This window comes from Faecalibacterium sp. DFI.5.82 (assembly GCF_029076575.1).
GTDB lineage: Bacteria > Bacillota > Clostridia > Oscillospirales > Ruminococcaceae > Faecalibacterium > Faecalibacterium duncaniae.
Genome location: NZ_JARFIS010000957.1, coordinates 1 through 294, shown reverse-complemented (window position 1 = coordinate 294; position 294 = coordinate 1). Strand labels below are relative to the sequence as shown.

Below are 294 nucleotides of genomic sequence, written 5' to 3'. Positions count from 1 at the left end.
CCTTCCTGAAGGAGGCGTTTGAGCTCCACGACCAGTGCAAAAAATACAATGTGCCCTTTTTTATAAAAGATAACGTGGACATTGCCATCCGCTGCCACGCCGAGGGCATCCATGTGGGGCAGGAAGATATGGCCGCTGCTCAGGTGCGCCAGCGCGTGGGCGATGAGATGATGATCGGCGTATCAGTCCACAGCGTGGAGGAGGCCCTGGAGGCCGTCCGGCACGGTGCCGACTGTCTGGGCGTGGGTGCAGCCTTCTCTCCCCACTCCAAGGCAGACGTGGACGTTCTGCCCG

1 protein-coding gene is annotated in these 294 nt (G+C 60.2%); it reads left to right on the top strand.

Translation table 11 applies throughout. The features are described from left to right. Positions 1 to 294, top strand: a 294-nt coding sequence (locus P0G09_RS19660; protein WP_275253519.1) for a thiamine phosphate synthase, incomplete at both ends; no start/stop codon positions are given.